16 protein-coding genes, 1 tRNA gene and 1 pseudogene are annotated in these 17,945 nt (G+C 61.5%); 9 read left to right on the plus strand and 9 right to left on the minus strand.

Annotated elements, in window-relative coordinates; all coding sequences use genetic code 11:
- Positions 1-57 precede the first annotated feature (57 nt).
- A tRNA-Pro gene (locus M653_RS0114430) sits at positions 58-134 on the plus strand.
- Positions 135-454: 320 nt separating this feature from the next.
- On the opposite strand, the gene M653_RS01000000132540 is transcribed toward M653_RS0114430, so the two are convergent.
- Complete coding sequence (locus tag M653_RS01000000132540) at positions 455-1,489, minus strand: YihY/virulence factor BrkB family protein (RefSeq protein WP_051442677.1); 1,035 nt, start codon at positions 1,487-1,489, stop codon at positions 455-457.
- A 464-nt stretch (positions 1,490-1,953) separates the two neighbouring features.
- On the opposite strand from M653_RS01000000132540, the gene M653_RS0114445 reads away from it, so the two are divergent.
- The gene (locus tag M653_RS0114445) at positions 1,954-2,361 is read left to right on the plus strand and encodes a lysozyme inhibitor LprI family protein (RefSeq protein WP_027143994.1); all 408 of its coding nucleotides are present in this window, start codon (positions 1,954-1,956) and stop codon (positions 2,359-2,361) included.
- A gap of 157 nt (positions 2,362-2,518) precedes the next feature.
- On the opposite strand, the gene M653_RS0114450 is transcribed toward M653_RS0114445, so the two are convergent.
- A complete protein-coding gene (locus tag M653_RS0114450; RefSeq protein ID WP_027143995.1) occupies positions 2,519-2,794 on the minus strand; it encodes a hypothetical protein in 276 nt (91 codons plus the stop codon).
- A gap of 187 nt (positions 2,795-2,981) precedes the next feature.
- Here M653_RS0114450 and M653_RS1000000137655 point away from each other — a divergent pair.
- The 5 genes and pseudogenes from M653_RS1000000137655 to M653_RS0114480 all read left to right on the plus strand — a co-directional run.
- Positions 2,982-3,266: pseudogene (locus M653_RS1000000137655) on the plus strand (helix-turn-helix domain-containing protein); the annotation flags it as partial.
- Between the two features lie 631 nt (positions 3,267-3,897).
- Positions 3,898-4,182: a hypothetical protein gene (locus tag M653_RS1000000135575; protein WP_084636677.1), complete on the plus strand. Its 285-nt coding sequence runs from the start codon at positions 3,898-3,900 to the stop codon at positions 4,180-4,182.
- Between the two features lie 457 nt (positions 4,183-4,639).
- A complete protein-coding gene (locus M653_RS0114470) occupies positions 4,640-4,858 on the plus strand; it encodes a hypothetical protein (RefSeq protein ID WP_032935322.1) in 219 nt (72 codons plus the stop codon).
- A 2-nt stretch (positions 4,859-4,860) separates the two neighbouring features.
- On the plus strand, positions 4,861-5,298 hold the full coding sequence (locus M653_RS0114475) for a hypothetical protein (protein ID WP_027143999.1): 438 nt from the start codon (positions 4,861-4,863) through the stop codon (positions 5,296-5,298).
- A 152-nt stretch (positions 5,299-5,450) separates the two neighbouring features.
- Positions 5,451-5,795, plus strand: coding sequence for a hypothetical protein (locus tag M653_RS0114480; protein WP_027144000.1), 345 nt, complete (start codon positions 5,451-5,453; stop codon positions 5,793-5,795).
- A gap of 28 nt (positions 5,796-5,823) precedes the next feature.
- Here the strand turns inward: M653_RS0114480 and M653_RS0114485 are convergent, their stop codons facing one another.
- From M653_RS0114485 to M653_RS0114500, 4 genes are all read right to left on the minus strand, one after another.
- Complete coding sequence (locus M653_RS0114485) at positions 5,824-7,443, minus strand: ABC transporter ATP-binding protein (protein ID WP_027144001.1); 1,620 nt, start codon at positions 7,441-7,443, stop codon at positions 5,824-5,826.
- A gap of 17 nt (positions 7,444-7,460) precedes the next feature.
- Positions 7,461-8,582: an ABC transporter permease subunit gene (locus M653_RS0114490; protein ID WP_027144002.1), complete on the minus strand. Its 1,122-nt coding sequence runs from the start codon at positions 8,580-8,582 to the stop codon at positions 7,461-7,463.
- Complete coding sequence (locus tag M653_RS0114495) at positions 8,575-9,498, minus strand: ABC transporter permease subunit (protein WP_027144003.1); 924 nt, start codon at positions 9,496-9,498, stop codon at positions 8,575-8,577. Before M653_RS0114495 ends, M653_RS0114490 begins: the two co-directional genes overlap by 8 nt.
- A 164-nt stretch (positions 9,499-9,662) precedes the next feature.
- Positions 9,663-11,255 (minus strand): peptide ABC transporter substrate-binding protein, encoded by a 1,593-nt coding sequence (locus M653_RS0114500; RefSeq protein WP_027144004.1) that lies wholly within the window; start codon positions 11,253-11,255, stop codon positions 9,663-9,665.
- Between the two features lie 282 nt (positions 11,256-11,537).
- Here M653_RS0114500 and M653_RS01000000132550 point away from each other — a divergent pair, with 282 nt between their 5' ends.
- Positions 11,538-11,984, plus strand: coding sequence for a TadE/TadG family type IV pilus assembly protein (locus tag M653_RS01000000132550; protein ID WP_027144005.1), 447 nt, complete (start codon positions 11,538-11,540; stop codon positions 11,982-11,984).
- Complete coding sequence (locus tag M653_RS0114510; protein WP_027144006.1) at positions 11,985-13,742, plus strand: TadG family pilus assembly protein; 1,758 nt, start codon at positions 11,985-11,987, stop codon at positions 13,740-13,742.
- Positions 13,743-13,770: 28 nt separating this feature from the next.
- Here the strand turns inward: M653_RS0114510 and M653_RS0114515 are convergent, their stop codons facing one another.
- The 3 genes from M653_RS0114515 to M653_RS0114525 form a co-directional block, all read right to left on the minus strand.
- Entirely contained in the window at positions 13,771-15,405 is a 1,635-nt protein-coding gene (locus M653_RS0114515) for an alpha-glucosidase family protein (protein WP_027144007.1), read from the minus strand.
- A complete protein-coding gene (gene glgX, locus M653_RS0114520; protein ID WP_027144008.1) occupies positions 15,406-17,406 on the minus strand; it encodes a glycogen debranching protein GlgX in 2,001 nt (666 codons plus the stop codon).
- A gap of 329 nt (positions 17,407-17,735) precedes the next feature.
- A partial coding sequence (locus tag M653_RS0114525) for a transposase (protein ID WP_027144009.1) occupies positions 17,736-17,945 on the minus strand: 210 nt, incomplete at its 5' end.

Raw genomic sequence — 17,945 nt, forward strand, 5'->3', positions numbered from 1 at the left:
CTGCCATTGCCGCTTGCAGGAACGAAGTGTGGCGGCTATAAGCCCGCGGTCTGGTCACGGAGTGTAGCGCAGCCTGGTAGCGCACCTCGTTCGGGACGAGGGGGTCGCAGGTTCAAATCCTGCCACTCCGACCAGAAACAACAATGGGTTAGCGCCGCGACGATGGCTACCCCATAGATATCCCGACAGAAATAGCTATGTGTCTACGTGGCGCGTCCCCGCCAGCGGGCGCACGCCCCGCCGCCGTCGAAATCCTACCGCTGCAGGCCGGCGCCATGCCGACATCTTCGCCGACACAAGCGGCATCGGCTACCGCCACCGCACCTCTGTCATCGAGGAGTTAGGCCGGTTCGTCGAGTGGTACCGGGTCTTCCACGTCTGACGAGCCGGATCGGCGAGGCTCTGGGCGTACCGGACCCTTTCGAGAGCGAGCATGGCTTTGCGAATCGAGGCATCATTTATCAGTGCCTTGATCGTTGCCGTGGCGAAGAGCCGACTTCTTGAGATAGGGCGCGATAGAAATCAGCGCTGTGACCAAGCTGCTGAAAACGATCCAGCCAACTATCTCTTTTTCCGATATCTTTCGATCATGTTTGATGCCTGTTGCCGGTGGCGTCCGCGAATGGACGATTTGCGCCAGATCGGCCCGGCTGCCATGCCGGATGGAATAGGCGCGGGTAATTTCCGCGCCGAGTAGAAAGACCTCCGATGAGTAGTAGACCCACAGCAGCACCACAAGCAGCGCCCCGGCAGCGCCATATGAGGAGGCAACCGCGCTTGTGCCAATATACCAGCCGATCAACGACTTTCCGATGGTGAACAAAAGCGCCGTGATCACGGCGCCGACGCCCACATCACGCCATTCGAGTGAACGGTCCGGCAGAACTTTGTAGATGGCAGCAAACATCAGTGCGATCAGAACAAAGGAGACGATGGTATTTATGGAGGCGAGGATAAACTCGCCAAAAGGCAGGTGAGCGTTGATCACTTGGGCAAGCGCCGATATCGCCGCGCTCGCAACCAGCGAGACCAGTAGTAGAAAGCCCAGCGCTCCCACCAAGCCCAGACTTGCCGCGCGAGCCCGCACCACGCGCGAAATGGAAAATCCGGTGGGTGGCACTTTCCACATCTGGTTCAGTGAAAGCTGCATCTCTCCGAACACCCCGGATGCGGTGACAAACAGAGTGATCAAGCCCAAAATGGTCGCCAAGGTCCCTGTAGTTCTCTGGGAGGCGCTTTCGATCGTTGCTTGCAGCAAGTCGGCACTTTGAGGACCCATGACGCCTGAAATCTGTGCCGACAATGCGATCTGGGCGGCATCGTTCCCGAAGCCCAGACCGGCGATGGCAACAACGATCAGCAGGATTGGAGCGAGCGAAGTGGTCGCATAGAAAGCCATCGCCGCCCCGTGGCTCAAGCAATTGTCGTCGACGAAGCCGCGGATGCTCTCGCTCAGCAGGTGCCAAAACGCAATCAGCGACCGTGACATTGTTAGCCTCAAGACTTTTCGCAGCTCGGCTGGAGAGTTCGCCGCAACACTGGCGGACAATCTTGCGGACGGATTATGACACCATGACTCCGTCCACACTTCCACGCGCTTCACTCACGATCCTCCCTTTGCTTCAACTCGCGACGTAACTCCGCGTTCCCAAGGCGGGCTCAAAGGAAAAGGTCAGCACATTGACGCCTGCTGTTTGTGCCGGCATCGCAAGATCACCGCTTCGGTGCCACCAGCACAGATGCGAGCGGCGAGAGCATTGATCCGGCTCTCAATTGCTGGTGCGTGGGCGGCGGGCCTTGCGGGAGCATCACCTCAACGCCGCGAAAATCGCTCACGCGATCGACCAGCGGAACACGCGGTGGCGTTGCAAAAATCGAAAAAAGCTGGCCAGTTGCTTCGCCGGAACCGTTACGGAATGAGATGACGCCCACAGGCAAACAGGAGGACAATCGATGAAAACCGCAATTCTGACTGCCGCCGTGGTTCTGGCCATGCCGGGTTTTGCCTCTGCCAAGGACAAATGCGCCGACGCCAAGGATCAGGTCACCATGAACCAGTGCGCCGATGCTTCGTTCAAGAAATCGGACAAGAAGCTAAACGAGCTCTACAAGCAGATCGAAACCCGCCTCAAGGACGACGCGGATGCCAAGAAGCTTCTTGTTCAAGCGCAGCAGGGCTGGGTTAAATTTCGCGATGCGGAGTGCCAATTCCAGGCTGCGGGGGCGGCTGGAGGAAGCATGGCACCGATGCTCATCTCGATGTGCATGGACAGCTTGACGCAATCCCGTGTCAAGAATTTCGAGGGTTACCTGAATTGCCAGGAAGGCGATGCGAGCTGCCCCGTTCCAACAGCGAACTGACGCCCACAATTGGTTTGATCACAATGCAGCGGGAACCAGAAACTCGCTGGGTTTTGCGGCACAATTTCGTCCAAAAAAGCCGTTTTGGATTCGCCTGATGGGGTGCGCCTGGTGGCGGGGCATAACCCGCCACAAGGTTGTTGGCAAAGGTGATGGCTTATTTGGAGCCGCCAAGTGCCTTCAATTTCTCGCAGAACTGAGCATGAGGCTTGCTCATCGCCGCGTCGTTGCATTCCTTCATCATCTTGTCCTGATCGGCCTTGGCCATCGCAGCCCAGGCCTTTTTCATATCGGCGTCCGGCTTCATCGTCTTCATGCTCGCGTCTGTGAAGAACGGGGCCATCATCTTGGGTTCATCGAGCGCGCCGGCAAGCGCCGCGCCGCCAACAATCGTGAAAGCAAGTGCGCCTAAACAGGCAGTTTTGAAGCTCATGAAATTATCCTTCCCTATTTTTGTGCCCGGACCGTCGTTTGCGATCAGGTGCGGTTTCTAACTCTATATAAGCAACATCTAAAAAACGGCGAATGTTGGGATGTCGCTTCACAAGTCAATCACATCCTTGAAACGAATGGCGCCGCGCGGCGGACTGTATCCGCCTTTTTCGGATTACTCAGCCGCCGATATGTCTGGCCTGCTGCCGCTGGCACTCAAGGATTTGACCAGAGCACAAGAACACCCCGGTCCTTGGCCGCCAGAATGCCATCGAACGGTTCGCAGCCTTGCTGGAACGCCAAGCGGGCCTGCGCAAGAGTGGCCGATGTCGCGACTGGATATTGGCGACTATCTCGGCCTCACCATCGAAACGGTGTCGCGGGTCTTCACCCGCCTCAAGGACAAAAGCATCATTCGCCTGCTCGGCTTGCGCAGCATCGAAATTCTAAAGCTGGACGTGCTGCCGAACATGGGCAATAACGCGCCTCGCTCGTCCAACAGTCACCCGCAAGGGCACGGTGCACGCCCCCTAGCGGAGGCCGAAAAAGCTCAATATCGCTATCACGATGACCACCGCTCCGATGAGCCAAATGATATTGTTCATGATCTCTCTCCTGTTGCCTGGTGAGCCCGCGCCTCTGGCGGAGGACGCGGGCCGATCAGCCTTTGCCTGCTGATCTTCAGCGGACCTCAAACCGTGATGCCTGCTGTGGAGATAAAACCATTAGGCTTATCTAATGTTCCGCCGCTTGACAGGATCTCGAAATAGCTAAGCGACTTGCTTCTGTGGGACAGAGACAGATTGGTCCTCACAGCAGCAGTTGCGCTGGCCTGCCCGCGCGGACGACGGGCGATGCGGCAGCGTAGCTGCCCGGGAGAACCAACCGTAATTATAGAAGAGCCGATGTCGCGACCATCCTCGGATGAGGACTCATGGAGTCCGTCGCCAAATGTTGCGATTTTTCTCCAGGTCTGGTCGCACGATCCGATAGCCAGCCCTTCGATTTACCATACGTCCCAGCTGTCCCGGGAAGCCCGGAACCAAAGGGATCAGCGGCAGTTGTATCCAGCGAAGGGCTAACAAAGGCAATGGAGAAATTGCAATGAAAACAGTGGCCATCTGCGCTTTGGCGCTTTCGCTGGGGTTCCCAGCTTTGGCATCGGCCGCCCAGACTGACGTTGTCATCAAGACCCATCATCGACATCATAGCCACGTCAGGATCATCAATGAGGAGGGCCAGCGCCTTCATCACCGTCACCATGGACAGATCGCGTTCTACGACAATGGCCGCCGGCATCACCATCGGAATACGGTCGTTGTCACCGGCTCCGTCTCCACTCACCACCGTCATCATCACCCGGTGGTGATGGAAAACAGCGGCTACTGATCGCCGACTGGTGGCCCGGCTCTCGATCAAGCCTGGCCACCAGGTGCGAAAGAGAACCGGGCCAATGCTGAGATCTCGTCATCGGCAATTCGTCGTCTCCTACGCCGGACGGGCCTGTTGCTGCACCAAAGGGGAACTTGGTGATCAATCAGCTAAGGACTACTCCAGCCACCATGAAGGTAATAGCCACAGCGAAGATCGGTGCGAGCAACCAGCGCGCCTGGCCAACACTCTTCTCCATCGGCTTCCTCCCATAATCTCGTAGCGGACAAACGGTGGCAAACAGCGGCTGTTCCGGGCGCCGCGGCCGGCAAGACCATTACGTCTTGGGGCAAGACCTAAGTCCCGCACCTCGCCAGACCGAAGCCCAGCCCTGGAACGTTTGCCCGCCCTCCAGAGTTCGGTTGGCTGGGCGCGAGGACCATCAAAAAAGAAGCGGACGTAGATGACCACGACAATCTCGAATCGTGACAACGCAAGATCCGATGCCTTGCAGCTGCGCGTGGCAGACCTCAGGAGCAGGATGCGCGACGCGCGGATCACCGAGGGCGAAATCAAGACCTTCCAAAAGGTCGCGGCCGTAATGGAGGACGGTCAAGGCCGGATCGATGGCGACGATTTGATCGCCGCATCCTTCGTTACCGACGTGCTGACGGACACGACGCGCCCTGAATGACTATGCCAACAATCAGCAGGCTTTTTGAATCCCATTCCGAAGCAGCCCGGATCGCCGGCAACCTTTTGGCGGCCGGGGTTCCTCGCGTACAGATCGCGATTATCGGGCCCTACCATGACGAAATCGGTGTCCTGAAATCTCCCGCTGTCATGCTTGGCGCCACCGCCGGGCTGTTGGCGTGCCTGAGCGCTTTTGCTGTCCACGGCATCAATCCTTTTGCGACCGGCCTGTCGGCGACGGCCCTGATAGGCTGCGGCTGCGTCCTCGGCGGGTTGCTCGGAGCCATGGCCGCGGGCGCCAGAAGGCTTGAGCGTCGAGGCGTCGGCGAAGGGGTTGTGCTGGTGACAGCCCATGTCGATGAGAATGCCACGGACATCGCCCAAATGGTGCTCGGTGGTGGTTGTGTCCCCATGACCGGATTGGACGCCGAAGCAGCGTAAGATTTCGATGACATTGAATAAACGGGCCGATACCCCAGTGCAGAGCGCGAGCACTGGGTATCGGCCCCTCAACCTTTGACGAGATGGGCATCGGCCCCTAGTTTGATCGATGAATATGAGGGGGCCGGTAAAACGGCGAACCGGACGCGGACATGAATTTGATCTCAACGACAGGATCGGCACCGGTTCTTCTGGCTACGGTGTTTCTTGTTGCCGGATGCTCCTCGATCGGCAGGACGGCCGATCCGACCAAATACGAGAGCATGAGCTGTACCGAGCTCAACAGCGCCGTGGGAAGCAGCGCGAGCGACATCTCGCAAACCGCGATCACCCGCGGCAAGGTCGCCAACACCAGAGTGCCGCGCTGGCTGCCTGGCGGATCGCGCGTGAAGATGGCGGTCGCCAACCGTGAAACGGCAAGGATCGACCGGTTGAAGCAACAGCAGGATGCCGTTGTCGCCGTGCGCGCACGCAAGTGCGCCAGCTCAGCCGGCTGAGCGAACAGGCCTCACCTACAGTGACTTGTCACGCGCTCAACCGGAAGCGCGTGACGTCGATCGCGGCGTTCATCAGCGTCTGTGTATAAGGCGCTTGCGGATTGCTGAAGATGGCCTCGGTCGGCCCCTCCTCGACGATCTTGCCCTGCTTCATGACGATGATGTAGTCGGCCATGGCGCGCACCACCGCGAGATCGTGGCTGATGAACAGGTAAGACAGTTCGTGGTCGGCCTGGAGCTTGCGCAGCAGTTCCACGATCTGTTTCTGCACCGAGCGATCGAGCGCCGAGGTGGGCTCGTCCAGCACGACCATCTTCGGCTTCAGGATCATGGCGCGGGCAATGGCGATGCGTTGCCGCTGTCCGCCGGAAAATTCGTGCGGGTAGCGGTTGCGGGCGTTGGGGTCGAGACCGACTTCGCGCAGGGCCTCGACCGCACGCTGGTCGCGCTGCTTTCCCGAAAGGTTCGGCTCATGGACCAGCAGCCCTTCGGTGATGACCTGGCCGACGGTCATGCGGGGCGACAGCGAGCCGAAGGGATCCTGGAAGACGAGCTGCATCTGGCGCCGCAGCGGTCGCATCTGCTGCCGGTTGGCAGTGGAAATGTCGCGATCGCCGAACCGAATGAGCCCATCGCTCGGCAAAAGCCGCAGCAAGGCGCGGCCGAGCGTCGATTTGCCCGAGCCGGATTCGCCGACGATGCCGATGGTCTGGTTGCGTTGCAACCGGATCGAGATGTGATCGACGGCCCGCAGCATCAGCGGTTCGCCGGCGAAAAACCCGCCACCGATCCTGAATGTGACTTCGACATTCCTGCCCTCGAGCACCACGGGCGCATTGGCGGGCGGAGGTGCCTTGGTTCCCGTCGGCTCGGCCGCCAGCAGCATCTTGGTGTAGGCATGCTGCGGGTTGGCGAAGATCGCTTCCGCCTCCCCTTCCTCGACGACCTCCCCCTGGCGCATGACATAAACCCGGTCGGCGAAGCGGCGGACGATGCCGAGGTCGTGGGTGATGAAGACGATCGCCATGCCAAGCTTGCGCTGCAACTCGGCCAGCAGCATCAGGATCTGCGCCTGGATGGTCACGTCGAGCGCCGTCGTCGGCTCGTCGGCGATCAGGATGTCGGGGTCGTTGGCGAGCGCCATGGCGATCATCACGCGCTGGCGCTGGCCGCCGGACATTTCGTGCGGATAAGATTTCATCCGCCGTTCCGGATCGGGAATATGGACGAGCCGCAGCAGCTTGAGCGCCTCATCATGCGCCTCTGTGGCGCTCAGGCCCCGATGCCGGCGGATCGGCTCGATCAGCTGGTTGCCGATCGAATAGAGCGGATCGAGCGAGGTCATCGGCTCCTGGAAGATCATGCTGATCTTGCGGCCGCGGACCTTGTTCAGCTCGGATTTGCTCAACGTCAACAGGTTGCGGCCGCGATAGTCGACACTGCCCGACGCCTCGCCATTGGAGGCCAACAGGCTCATCGCCGCCATCATCGTCTGGCTCTTGCCGGAGCCGGACTCGCCGACGACTGCGACGGTTTCGCCCGCATTCACGTGGATGTTGATACCCTTGACCGCTTCGACCGCACCGTCGAGCGTGCGAAAGCGGACGCGGAGGTCCTTGACGCTGAGGATCGTTTCGGGCGTGGCCATGTCAGCGTTCCCCATCTTTATCGATCCCTTGGGTCGAGCGCGTCGCGCAGGCCGTCGCCGACGAAGTTCAGGGCGAACAGCGTGGAGACGAGGAAGAAGGCGGGAAACAGGAGCAGCCAGTTGGCGGTGCCGATGTTCTTGGCGCCAACCGAGATCAGCACGCCCCAGCTGGTCATCGGCTCCTGGATGCCAAGGCCGAGGAACGACAGGAAGCTCTCCAGGATGATGACCTGCGGCACCAGCAGCGTCATGTAGATCACCACGGGGCCAAGCAGGTTGGGGATGACATGGCGCAGCAGGATGCCGCGCTGGCCGATGCCCATGGCTTCCGCCGCCTGGACATATTCCTGCCGGCGGATGGACAGCGCCTGGCCACGCACGATGCGCGCCATGTCGAGCCACAGCACGGCACCGACCGCCAGGAACATCAGCACGAAGTTGCGGCCGAAGAACACCACCAGCATGATGACGAAGAAGATGAACGGCAAGGAATAGAGCACGTCGACGATGCGCATCATCACCTCGTCGACCTTGCCGCCGGAAAAGCCGGCGGCGGCGCCATAAATCACACCAATCACCACCGCCACGATGCCCGCGAGCAAGCCGATGGCAAGCGAGATGCGCCCGGCCATCAGCGTGCGCGACAAGAGATCGCGGCCAGTGTTGTCGGTTCCGAACAGGAAATACTGCTGCTTGACCGATGCGCTCATCGTCACTTCGAGGCCGTCGGTCGACTTGCTCTCGATCTTGGTGTCGTCGAAGGCATCGGAACGGTCGAGGTAGCGGATGTTGCGGTCGTCGATCGGCTTGGCCGACTTGACCGTGACGAAGACCTTATTGCCCTCCTGGTGCCACTCCTTGACGTCGACGCGCATGCGTTTGATCGCTTCGGTGAGCGCCGTCTCGATCATATCGGGTTTCGGGTAGGCCGACAGGCTTGGCGGCATGCGCACATAGTCGGCGTAGATGGTCGTGTATTGATGCGGCACGAACCACGGGCCAAAGACGCTGACGACCCCGATCAGAACGAGGTAGTAGAGGCTGAACATGGCGGCGCGGTTGGCCTTGAGGCGCGCCCAGGCATCACCCCAAAGCGAGCGACCGACGACGGCGGGAGCGGTGGCTGCGATGTCAGTCATAGCGCACCCTCGGGTCGACGATCGCGTACATGACGTCGACGATCAGGTTGAAGATGATGGTGAAAATGGCGATCACCACCACCGTTCCCATCACCAGCGTGTAATCGCGATTGAGCGCGGCATCGACGAAATAGCGGCCAACGCCCGGAATGGAGAAGATCGTCTCGACGATGACCGAGCCGGTCAGCAGTGCCGCCGCCGCCGGGCCGGTGAAGGAGACGATCGGCAGGATGGCGCCGCGCAAGGCGTGCTTGACCACCACCGACCAGTCGGAGAGGCCGAGCGCTCGCGCCGTTCGGATATGGTGGGATCGCAGCGATTCGATCATCGAGCCGCGCATCAGGCGGGCGACGATGGCGATCTGCGGCAAGGCGAGCGTCAGCACCGGACCTACCTTGTTGATGAAAGCGCCATCGCCCCATCCCCCGATCGGCAACAGCCTCCAGGTCAGCCCGAACAGGAGCTGGATCACCGGCGCGATGACGAAGGTGGGGATGGTGCTGCCGGCGGTCGCCAGCGCAATCACCGTATAGTCGCCAAGCTTGTTCTGGTTGAGCGCGGCAATGGTGCCGAGCACGCTGCCGAGCAGCAGCGCCAGGATCAGCGCCGAGGCACCGAGTTGGACGGAAATGGGCAGGCCCTTGGCAAACAGTTCGGTGACGGTGAAATCCGGCATGTTGTAGCTCGGGCCGAAATTGCCGCGCAGCAGATTGCCGAGATAGTGGACATATTGCAGCCAGAGCGGATCGTTGAGACCGAACTGGGCTTCAAGATTGGCCTTGATCTCGGGGCTAAGTCCCCGCTCCTGGTTGAATGGACCGCCCGGCGCGACGCGCATCAGGAAGAACGCCATCGTCACGATGACGAACAGCGTCGGGATGGCGGTCAAAAGCCGCCGGAATACGTATCGCAGCATCGGTGCCCCGCTTGATCTGGAGCACGCCCGTCCACCCGGACGATTGCGCTCCAGCCTTCAAATCTTCGCACCGAAATTTCCGAAAATCGATTCCGCTTCCCGGGCCGATGCGATGGCAAACCAGCGCCGCCGCGCATTCAGTTGCGCGGCGGCTTGGCCAGGGATCAGTCCTTGCTGACGAAGCGTGACGGATGCACGTCCATCACATTGTCGACGAAGCCATGCAGCTTCGAGGAAACGATGTCGTGGTAGCTGTAGTAGAGGAGCGGGATCTGGCCGACATCGTCGATCAGGATGCGCTCGGCGGCGGAGAGGTCCTTCATGCGCTCTTCAGGCTTGCCGCCGGCGGCCGCGGCCTTGTCCATTGCCGCTTCGTATTGCGGACTGTTGTAGTTCGAATAGTTGTTGCCGCTGGCCTTGCGCGTGATGCCGAGGAAGGTTTCCGGATCCTTGTAGTCGGCAATCCAGGCGGCACGCGCCACGTCATAGTCGCCCTTCTGCTCGAGGAAGGAGTAGTGGGTCTTGGTGTCGGTGTTGAGCAGCGTGACGTCGACGCCAAGCGGCTTCAACTGTTCCTGGATCGCCACAGCGGTGTTCTTGTGGTTTTCCGAGGTGTTGTAGCGGATCTCCATCTTTAGCGGATGCTCGGGCGTGTAGCCAAGCTTCTCAAGGATTTTCTTGGCCGCGTCCTCGCGGTCGATCTGCGGCATGTCGGCGTATTTGGCCATTGCGGGCGTGTAGCCCTCGATGCCGGGAGGCACCATCGAATAGCCGGGCAGCATAGAGTTCTGCCAGACCTTTTCAGCGATGAAGTCACGGTCGATCGCCATCGAGATGGCGTTGCGCAGCTCGGGGTTGTTCCACGGCGCCTTGTCGGTCTTGATCGCATAATAGTAGGTGCCGAGATACGGCCCGACATGGATCTGGTCGCCGAACTTGGTCTTGAGGTCGGCGAGCTGTTCGGTCGGCAGATCGTCATAGCTATCGAGTTCGCCGGCCTCGAAGCGCTTCATAGCCGATGAACGATCCTCGGTCGGGATGTAGTTGACGACGTCGAACTTGACGGTCGCGGCGTCCCAGAATTTCGGATTCTTGACCAGTTTCATGTGGTCGTTGGGAACCCATTCGGCCAGCGTATAGGCGCCGTTCGAAACCAGATTGCCGGGCTTGATCCAGTCGGCGCCGAGCTTTTCAATCGAGGCCTTGCTGACCGGATAGGTCGCCTGATGGGTCAGCATCTCCAGGAAGTACGGCGTCGGTGCCTTCAGAGTCACTTCCAGGGTGTTGGCGTCGATCGCCTTGACGCCCATGTCCTCCGGCTTGCCCTTCTTGGTGTTGACGTCCTCCGCACCCTTCACCGGATAGAGCATCGAGGCGTATTCCGCGCCGGTCGCCGGATCCTCGAGCCGGTGGAAGGCGTAGACGAAGTCGTCCGCCGTCACCGGGCTGCCATCCGACCACTTGCCGTCCTTGCGCAGCTTGAAGGTGTAGACGGTGCCGTCATCCGACACCGTCCAGCTTTCGGCGGCGCCCGGAATGAGGTTCGCCTTCTCATCTTGCATGACCAGTCCCTGGAACAGGTCACGCAGCACGTTGGCTTCATAGACGGTCGAGGTCTTGTGTGGATCGACCGATTCCGATTCAGCGGCGGTGCCCCTGTTATAGACGGCCTCGGCAAAGGCTGGCGTCAAGAACGTGCCGGAAGCCAAGGTCATGGTCGTGGCGAGTACCGTCGCCTTCAGCATGTTTTTCAGCATGAAGTTCTCCCTGTCGGCGCTGCCATCGGCGCGCCTTTGCGTGTTGACGCCCCGGAACCGATGTCTGGCTCCTTTGAGCGCGCCGCCGGTTCCCTCCGGCGGCTGGTGGCAGGAGACTAGACAGGAGGTAAGCTCTTTTCAACTGAGTACTGATTGACCCTAAGTCAATCCTCATTATCGCAGAAGCAACGGCTAAATTAGAAAGACGTTTCAATCGAGCGCATCCCTTGGTTGCACCCGGAGTTTCCGCTTTCTGCATGCGAACTTGAGCATGCTGGTGCCATGGTCCACAACCTCATTTCCAAGGTCCGAAGGCGCCAGTTCCGAACAGACAATTCGGGAACTTCAGCGGTCGAGTTCGCACTGTTGTCGCCGCTTTTCATCCTTCTTTTGCTCGGAATGGTTGCCTACGGCATCTATTTTGGTGCCGCCAACTCGATCCAGCAAATCGCAGCCGACGCCGCCCGGACGGCTATCGCCGGGGTGAACCAGACCGAGCGTCAGACGCTCGTGGCCAGCTATCTCACCAACAATGCCGGCGGCTACCCTTTCGTGGACGCCAGCAAGCTGACCTACCAGGCCAATGACAGCGTGGCCGACGGAAGCCAGTTCGTGGTGTCCATCTCGTATGATGCCCGCAACCTGCCGATCTGGAATCTGTTCCCGGGCATAGCCATGCCAGGGACGACCATCAAGCGTCAGTCAACGATCAGGGTCGGGGGTATCTGAATGCTGCAGCGGGCTGGCAGGGGCATCGGCCGGCTTGCACGGTCGATGATGGGAGACAGGAAGGCGAACTTCGCCGTCATGACCGCATTGAGCGCGCCGGTCGCGCTGGCGCTGGCCGCGGTGGCGATAGACGAGGCCTCCATCTATACCGAGCGCCGGGAAGCCCAGGCGATGGTCGACCTGGCAGCGATCACCGCCGCCTCGAACATCAACAACGTCAACACAGCGGTCGTCACCACGCTCACCGACAACGGCATGCCGGGTGTCGTTGTTCAAGCTTCGGGCCAGACCATCCCAGCGGCCGTCGGAAAGACGGTGGTGACGGTCACGCGGGGCCGATATGCCTCGTCGACCGCCAATGTCAGCCAGCGCTTCCAGGCGGGCGTGACGCCTTACAATGCGGCGCGGGTGACTTTGGCGAAAATTCCCCAGCGCTACTTCGCAAGCTCGCTGATCCCCACTCCCGTCATCGACACCCAAGCCACTGCCAGCATGACGCCGCAGGCGACATTCTCGGTCGGGTCGAGATTGCTTAGCGTCAATGGCGGCATCCTCAACGCACTTTTGAGCGGACTTCTCGGCGGCAACATCTCGCTCAGCGTCATGGATTACAACGGGCTGATCTCGGCCGATGTCAGCGTGCTTTCCTTCATCAGTGCGCTCGGCACACAACTGAACATCACGGCCGGCACCTATTCCGACGTTCTGGCATCGAAGGCGACCGTCGGCCAGATCGCCACTGCCATGGCCAATGTTCCTGGCCTCGGCAATACCGCCAAGGTCGCCTTGCAGACCATCGCCTCCAAGTCGACCAGCACCGTCAAGATCCCACTCAGCGGACTCGTCGACCTTGGCTCCGTCGGCAGCCTGGGTCTCGGGCAACAGCCGTCCGGCCTTGGCGTGGACGCCAGCGCCATGGGGATGCTGACGGCGGCCGCCGTACTTGCAAACGGCACCAACCAGGCCGCGATCGATCTCGGCGCCACCATACCGGGGCTGCTTTCCACCAAGCTCAACATCGCCATCGGGGAGCCGATGCAATCCTCGCCCTGGCTGGCGGTCGATGGTATCGGCACTGTCGTGCGGACCGCCCAGACGCGCCTCAAACTGACGGCCTCCGTCGGTATCGGTACGCCCGGCCTGGCCGGCGGCATCAGCTTGCTGGCCGTCAATCTGCCGCTCAATGTGGAAGTCGCCTATGCCGAGGCCAAGTTGACCGACATCACCTGCCCGACAGGGCCGTCCAGCATCAGCGTTTCCATCGCCGCGCACCCCGGTATTGCCCAGTTGAACCTGGCCAACAGCAACAATCCTTCCGGCTTCGCCGATTTCAGCCAGCCGCAGACCTTTACGGACGCAGACATTGCGGATGTTAAGCTGCTGCTGATACCGTTGATCCAGGTGATGGGTTCGGCCGCGCCCGCGATCACCAACAACAACCCGCAGACTCTGACCTTCAACGCGACCGACATCGCCAGCAAGACGGTGAAGACCGTTTCGACGCGAAACATCACGCAGTCGCTCACCACGTCCCTGGTCAACAACCTCTCGCTTTCGGTCAATCTGCTTGGTCTTGGGATCGATGTGACCACCCTGCTCGGAACGGTCAAACCAGCCGTGGTGGCCCTGCTCAACACTGTAACGGCGCCCGTGGACGACTTGCTCTACAATGTGCTGTCAGCCCTGGGCGTCGGTGTCGGCCAGGTCGACGTGCGCGTCACCGGCGCGACCTGCGGACGGGCAGTGCTCGTTCAGTAGGACCGCTTGGTCACAACCGAAGCGCCAATCAGTCGAGCCGACCGAGGAAGCAACCGAGAGCCGGCAGCGAGAGCGCGTTTTCCTCGACGGAAGCAGTGCCGCCCAGGACAGCCGCGACAGTTCCGATATCCTCAGGCAACGGCCAAGTCGCCGGCTCTCCGGCGAAATTGAAGACACAGAGCAGCCTCTCCCCATCACCCTCGCGGATGAAGGCGAGCACGTCGCCCTCCGTATCGAGAAAGCGGATCGAGCCGCCGACCAGCGCAGGATGCTGTTTGCGCAAGGCGAGCGCCGAGCGGTAGGCCGACAGCACCGATTGCTCCTCGCCGTTCTGCACATCGACCGCGCGGGCGCGATGGCTTGCCGGCACAGGCAGCCAGGGTTTCGCGGTGGAAAAGCCCGCATTGTCGGCACCCGCCTTCCAGACCATCGGCGTGCGGCAGCCGTCCCTGCCCTTCACGCCGGGCCAGAAGCGGATGCCGACGGGATCGCGCAGATCCTCATAGGCAAGCTCCGCCTCCTCAAGGCCGAGTTCCTCACCCTGATAGAGGCAGATTGAACCGCGCAAGCTGCTCAACAGCGTGATCGAGAATTTGGCCACCCGGTCGGGATCGCCACCCGGCCGCGTCCAGCGGCTGACATGGCGCACCACGTCATGGTTGGAAAACGCCCAGCAGACCCAGCCATCGGCAACCGCATTTTCGAAGGCCTCGACGCAGCCACGCACATGCGCTGCGGAGAATTGCGAGCCGAGCAGGTCGAAAGTGTAGCTCATCTGAAGCTTGTCGCCGCCGGAGGTGTAGGCGGCGAGCGTCTGCAAGGAGCGGCCTTCATCGCCGATCTCGCCGACGGCGGCGCGGCCCTCATACTCGTCCAGCAAAGCCCGAAAGCGCCTGAGGAAATCGAGGTTTTCCGGCTGCGTCTTGTCGAACAGATGCTCCTGATAGAGGTAGGTGCTGGTCTCCGTATTGGTGCCGGCAACACTCGAAGCCAAGGGCGGATTGCTGCGCAGCCAGCGGTCGTGGACATAGTAATTGACCGTGTCGAGCCGGAAGCCGTCGACACCGCGCTCGAGCCAGAACCGCACCGTGTCCAGCAACGCGTCCTGGACCTCCGGATTGTGGAAATTGAGATCCGGCTGCGAGGCGAGGAAATTGTGCATGTAATATTGGCGGCGGGTCGCGTCCCACTCCCAGGATGGTCCCCCGAAGACCGACAGCCAATTGTTGGGCGCGCCGCCGTCCGGCTTAGCGTCGGCCCAGACGTACCAGTCGGCCTTGGCGTTGTCGCGGCTGGCGCGGCTTTCGATGAACCATTCATGCTTGTCGGATGAATGCGACAGCACCTGGTCGATGATGATTTTCAAGCCGAGCCTGTGCGCTTCGGCGATAAGCGCATCGAAATCCGCCAATGTGCCGAACATCGGGTCGACGTCGCGATAGTCGGATACATCATAGCCCATGTCGGCCATCGGCGACTTGAAGAAGGGCGACAGCCAGACAGCGTCGACGCCGAGCGAGGCGATATGAGCGAGCCTTGACGTGATGCCCTTGAGATCGCCGCTGCCGTCGCCGGTGGCGTCCTGGAAAGAGCGCGGATAGACCTGATAGATGACGCAGCCGCGCCACCATTCGGGCCTCTGCATGGCATTGTCGTCGGACATTTATGAACCCTTCCCGGCGCCACCGTTTCCGGTCCGGCCCTCGATCATGAAGTTGACGCTGCGGCCCGGCAGAGGGCGTAGAAGGTCGATCGCCTGCGTCTCGATTGCCGCGCGCCAATGGAAGCCATCTCGCACCGGCAAGGTGAAGACGCATTGGCGGCGGTCGCCGTTGATCATGACGGCAAGACGGCCGCCCACAGCATAGCGCAGCAGCATGACGAGGCGGTGCCGGCTGGAGTCGTTCCAGTCGCTCTCGTTGAGCGGAGCGCCCGTCTCGGTCAGCCACGAGACATCGGGGATGTCGGAACCGTCAACCGCTTGCCCGGTCAGGAAACGCGTGTCCGACAATGCGGGCACCGCCTGGCGAAGGGCTGCGAGCGCCGATGCATAACGCTCCAGCGCCTGGTCGCGGGCTGCCCAGTCAAGCCAGGTGATGGCGTTGTCCTGCGCATAGGCGTTGTTGTTGCCCTTCTGGGTGCGGCCGAACTCGTCGCCTGCGGTCAGCATGATGGTGCCGCGCGAGGCGAACAGCGTGGCGAGCAGTGCGCACTGGTCGTCGAAGCGCGCCTTGGTGATCGCCGCGTCGCCCGTCTCGCCTTCGGTGCCATTGTTCCAGGACAGGTTTTCGTTATGGCCGTCGCGGTTCTGCTCGCCATTGGCCCCGTTGTGCTTGCGCTCATAGGAGACGATATCAGCCAGCGTCATGCCGTCATGGGCGGCGATGAAGTTCACGCTGCGGCTTGCCGGCTCCCCTGCCCCGTTGAACGCGTCGGACGAACCGGCAAGGCGCGTGGCGAGAGCACCGACCATGCCGGCATCGCCGCGCCAGAAGCGTCTGACATCGTCGCGGTAGCGATCGTTCCACTCAAGGAACGGGGGCCGGAAATTGCCCAGTTGATAGCCGTTTGCCCCGATATCCCAAGGCTCGGCGATCAGCACGCGGTCGCGGAGTACCGGATCATGGGTGATGGCCCGGAGCAGCGGCGCTTCCGGATCGAAGATACCATCGATCCGGCCCAGCACCGGAGCCAGATCGAAACGGAAGCCGTCGACGCCGGCCTGGCGCACGAAATGACGGAGTGTGTCGAGCACCATTTCCCGCACCACCGGATGGTCGCAAGCGATCGTGTTGCCGGTGCCTGTGTCATTGACCAGCACGCGATCCGGCCGGTGCCGATAGTAGGCCTGGTTGTCGAGGCCGCGTAGCGAGAGCGTCGGCCCCAGCCTGTCGCTTTCGCCGGTATGGTTGAAGACGAGGTCGAGAATGGTGCCGATGCCGGCCCGGCGCAGCGCAGCGACTGTATCCTGCAATTCCGTCAGGCCGCCGGGCGCGAGGCGTGGGTCGAGCGCCATGAAGGTCACGGGATTGTAGCCCCAGGCGTTGCTTAAGCCCAGCGGCGGCAGATGTCGCTCGTCGATCGACGCTGTCACCGGCATCAGTTCGACAGCGGAGACACCGAGCCTTTGCAGATGCTCAATGATGGCTGGATGGGCAAGTGCGGCGATCGTACCGCGCTGTTCTTGGGGCACATCCGGGTGGAGCTTGGTGAAGGCGCGGACATTCAATTCGTAGATCAGGCCGCCCGGACGAAACAGCGGCGGCAGGATCGATGGGGCCGCGGGCAAGGCCTTGGCCACGGCCTTGGGCATCACCGACGCGGTGTCGGCGCCCTCATTGCGCCGCGCGGCGAGCCGCCAGTGATAGGCATAGGGCCGGTCGATCTCGACGGCGTAAGGATCGGTCAGCAGCTTGTCGGGGTCGAACCACAGCCCACGCTCGGGTGCATAGTCGCCGTCGGCTCGCAGGCCATAGCGCGCGCCCACGGCCAGGCCGGAGACGAAAAGCGCATGCATGCCGTCGCCATCCGGCGTCAGCTCCAGCCGGTCGAGTTCACGGTTTCCCTGCTCGTCGAAAATCGAAACCCAGAGGCGATGGGCCGACGAGGACCATGCGGCAAAGCGGATGCCTTCGCTGGTGATGGTGGCGCCGAGCGGCGTCATGCGCGCGCCTTCCCTTCTCCCCTTGTGGGGCCCGAAGGGCGGGCGAGACCGTTGGCTCGCCCCGGGGGTGGATCGGCGCGCAGCGTCGAGCCGGACGAGGGGTGTTGGAAGGAATGAGGCGCCCGTGTTCTGGGCGCCGGTTTGCGCCAAGCTGGAGCACCCCTCATCCGTCCGAGCTTCGCTCGGCCACCTTCTCCCACAAGGGGCCTGTTGCGCAATATTGCGGGAGGCGTGTTGTGAGGATTGAGGGCGGCCATTTTCGTTGCTTTGGAGGCTTTTCGGGGTTTGGGAGCCGCGCCTTTGCGGCGTTTGGCGGATTTCGGGCGCAGCTATGGCGTGATCGCCGCCCATCGTCTCATGTTGAAGGCGATGGTGGCGAGCATGATCTGGGCCGTTGCCTTGACGAGGCCGACATAGCGGATGCGGGTGAGACGCATGCGGTTCTTGAGCGTGGCGAATGTGGTTTCCACCGCCGCCCTGCGCCGCGCGATCAAGCGGTTGTAGAGCTTGAGGCGGGGCGGCAGTTCGGGATGGTGTTT

Origin of the sequence: Mesorhizobium sp. WSM3626 (assembly GCF_000513935.1) — a bacterium.
Taxonomy (GTDB): Bacteria; Pseudomonadota; Alphaproteobacteria; order Rhizobiales; family Rhizobiaceae; genus Mesorhizobium; species Mesorhizobium salmacidum.

Bases quoted from the DNA above. Each gene is read 5' to 3' on its own strand.
- glgX (WP_027144008.1), bottom strand. From the start codon at position 17,406: ATGACGCCGCTCGGCGCCACCATCACCAGCGAAGGCATCCGCTTTGCC.
- M653_RS0114475 (WP_027143999.1), top strand. From the start codon at position 4,861: ATGCCAACAATCAGCAGGCTTTTTGAATCCCATTCCGAAGCAGCCCGG.
- M653_RS0114495 (WP_027144003.1), bottom strand. From the start codon at position 9,498: ATGCTGCGATACGTATTCCGGCGGCTTTTGACCGCCATCCCGACGCTG.
- M653_RS0114510 (WP_027144006.1), top strand. From the start codon at position 11,985: ATGCTGCAGCGGGCTGGCAGGGGCATCGGCCGGCTTGCACGGTCGATG.
- M653_RS0114515 (WP_027144007.1), bottom strand. From the start codon at position 15,405: ATGTCCGACGACAATGCCATGCAGAGGCCCGAATGGTGGCGCGGCTGC.
- M653_RS0114450 (WP_027143995.1), bottom strand. From the start codon at position 2,794: ATGAGCTTCAAAACTGCCTGTTTAGGCGCACTTGCTTTCACGATTGTT.
- M653_RS0114485 (WP_027144001.1), bottom strand. From the start codon at position 7,443: ATGGCCACGCCCGAAACGATCCTCAGCGTCAAGGACCTCCGCGTCCGC.
- M653_RS1000000135575 (WP_084636677.1), top strand. From the start codon at position 3,898: ATGAAAACAGTGGCCATCTGCGCTTTGGCGCTTTCGCTGGGGTTCCCA.
- M653_RS0114480 (WP_027144000.1), top strand. From the start codon at position 5,451: ATGAATTTGATCTCAACGACAGGATCGGCACCGGTTCTTCTGGCTACG.
- M653_RS0114490 (WP_027144002.1), bottom strand. From the start codon at position 8,582: ATGACTGACATCGCAGCCACCGCTCCCGCCGTCGTCGGTCGCTCGCTT.
- M653_RS01000000132550 (WP_027144005.1), top strand. From the start codon at position 11,538: ATGGTCCACAACCTCATTTCCAAGGTCCGAAGGCGCCAGTTCCGAACA.
- M653_RS0114500 (WP_027144004.1), bottom strand. From the start codon at position 11,255: ATGCTGAAAAACATGCTGAAGGCGACGGTACTCGCCACGACCATGACC.
- M653_RS0114445 (WP_027143994.1), top strand. From the start codon at position 1,954: ATGAAAACCGCAATTCTGACTGCCGCCGTGGTTCTGGCCATGCCGGGT.
- M653_RS01000000132540 (WP_051442677.1), bottom strand. From the start codon at position 1,489: ATGTCACGGTCGCTGATTGCGTTTTGGCACCTGCTGAGCGAGAGCATC.